This is a genomic window from Longimicrobium sp. (assembly GCF_036387355.1).
In the GTDB taxonomy this organism is placed as follows: Bacteria; Gemmatimonadota; Gemmatimonadetes; order Longimicrobiales; family Longimicrobiaceae; genus Longimicrobium.
On sequence record NZ_DASVTX010000444.1, the window covers coordinates 1 to 2,150 of the forward strand.

Consider the following 2,150-nt stretch of genomic DNA (forward strand, 5'->3'; position numbering starts at 1 on the left):
CGGCATCTTTCCTCTGGTCCTGATCGTCGCGTGCCCGCTATCCCGATCTCACGCGTCGATCTCCTCTTCATCCGCTGCCCGATGCGCCGGCGTGCTCCATCCCGGCGGATCCATCCCACCCGATCCACCGCACCGCCATGCTGAACCGCATCCTCCTCGCACTCGTGTTCTGCGCCCTGTTCGTCTCCGGCGCGGCGGCGGCGCAGGGCGAGCGTGCACAGCTCACCGTGCTCATCGGCGATACGCTCAACCAGCCGGTGGTGGGCGCGCGCGTGGCCATCAGCGGCGTGACGGTGACGGGGATCACGGACAGCACGGGGATCGCGGTCATTCCCGGCGTGCCGCTGGGCTCGCGGCTGGTGATCATGCAGCACCCGGGCTTTGCGCGGGAGGAGGCGCTGGTGGAGTTCCCCACGGCGGCCAACTACGGCCTGCGCGTGCGGATGACGCCCGCCGCCATCGTGCTGGACACCGTGACGGCGACGGCGAAGCGCTTCAACCTGGCGCTGCACCAGAACGGGTTCTACGAGCGGCAGCGGCAGGGGCTCGGGCGGTACATGACGTCGGAAGAACTGGACGAGATCAACCGCTCGTCACAGGACCTGTCGCGCGCCTTCGACCGGATGCCCGGGTTTCGCGTGGACCGCGGCACCGTGGGCGTTCCCTTCGTGCTGCGCTCGGTGCGGGGCGGCGGCGGGCTGGAAGGGAACTGCGTCCCCGGGGTGCGGGTGGATGGGATGCCGGCGGACATGGAGCTTCTGGCCACGCTGTCGCCGTCGCAGGTGGAGGCGATCGAGGTGTACCCCAGCCCCGCGAGTGTCCCCGCGGAGTACAACGATGCCGGCAGCCACTGCGGGATGGTGATCATCTGGACAAGGCGCTAGGCGGGGCTGAGCGACTGAAGTCGCCGCAACAACGGCGGAAAGTCCCCCCGAACGGACGGGGGGACTTCACCTGCACGGGGCGGATGTTGCCGGTGTGCGCGGCCGGATAGCGGCGACGCGGCCGGCCTGAGCGGATGAATCCGCCGCTCCAGAAGCGGTAAGCCCCGACTCGTGGCCGCTGTCGCGTCCACGATCGCGGCTTCAACCGACCCGGCGGACAGCCCGGCGCGCCACACGCACCGATGCCGCCGACGCAGTCCGCGAAGGCGGACTTTGCGCCGTTGTTGCCGCGACTTCAGTCGCCCGTCTGTGCCCGAGCCGCCGCCCAGATCCTCCGCCGCACCGCCCGGTCATTCTGTGGCCGTTCAAGCGTTGACCATCCGGCGCCGCGCTCCGCGGCGCGTGCAGGGTCCTTCCACCCGAGGCCGCACATGACCCACATCCGTCTGGCGCTCGCCGCCGCGCTCGCCGCCCTTCCGGCCGCCGCGCAGGCACCCGTCATCTCCACCGCAGCCGACAGCCGCGACGTATCGCTCACCATCTACAACGGCGGATACGCCATTCTCCGCGAGCAGCGGCAGGTCACCCTCTCGCCGGGGATGAACACCATCCGCTACGAGGACGTCGCGCAGACCATCCAGCCCGCCACCGTCAGCGTGTCCGGACGCGCCGGGCCCATCCGCGTCCGCGAGCAGAACTACCAGTTCGACCTCATCAGCCCGCAGGCCATCCTGGAAAAGTCCGTCGGCCGTACCGTCCGCTTTCGCCGGGCGCGCCCGGGCGGCGACGTGGAGGTGGTGGAAGGGACGCTGCTCAGCACGGGGAACGGCGGCACCGTTCTGCGGACGACCGACGGCCGCCTGATCCTGAATCCGCAGGGCGAAGTGGAAGTCACGGAGCTTCCCTCCGGCCTCATCTCGCGCCCCTCGCTGCTGTGGATGCTGGACTCGGACCGCGCGGGCCGGCAGCCGCTGGAGGTGTCGTATCTCGCCAACGGGCTGGGATGGTCCGCGGACTACGTGGCCGTGTTCGACTCCGCAGACGGCCGGGTAGACCTCACCGGCTGGGTGACGCTCACCAACCGCAGCGGCACCACGTGGCGCAACGCGCAGCTGCAGTTGATGGCGGGCGACGTGCGGCGGGTCACCCCCATCCAGGGCAGGGTCGCCGGCTATGCGGCGGCCGACCAGACCATGGCCAGAGCGGCCGCCCCGGCGTTCTCGGAAGAGGGCTTCTTTGAATACCACCTGTACACGCTGGACGGCC

General features: G+C 70.3%; 2 protein-coding genes. Both read left to right on the forward strand.

The window, feature by feature from the left end:
- Positions 1–137: 137 nt before the first annotated feature.
- Positions 138–884, forward strand: coding sequence for a TonB-dependent receptor (locus tag VF665_RS19490; RefSeq protein ID WP_331055132.1), 747 nt, complete (start codon positions 138–140; stop codon positions 882–884).
- Positions 885–1,315: 431 nt separating this feature from the next.
- Positions 1,316–2,150: DUF4139 domain-containing protein (locus VF665_RS19495; protein WP_331055133.1), on the forward strand; the 835-nt coding region annotated here is incomplete at its 3' end.

Bases quoted from the DNA above. Each gene is read 5' to 3' on its own strand.
- VF665_RS19490 (WP_331055132.1), top strand. From the start codon at position 138: ATGCTGAACCGCATCCTCCTCGCACTCGTGTTCTGCGCCCTGTTCGTC.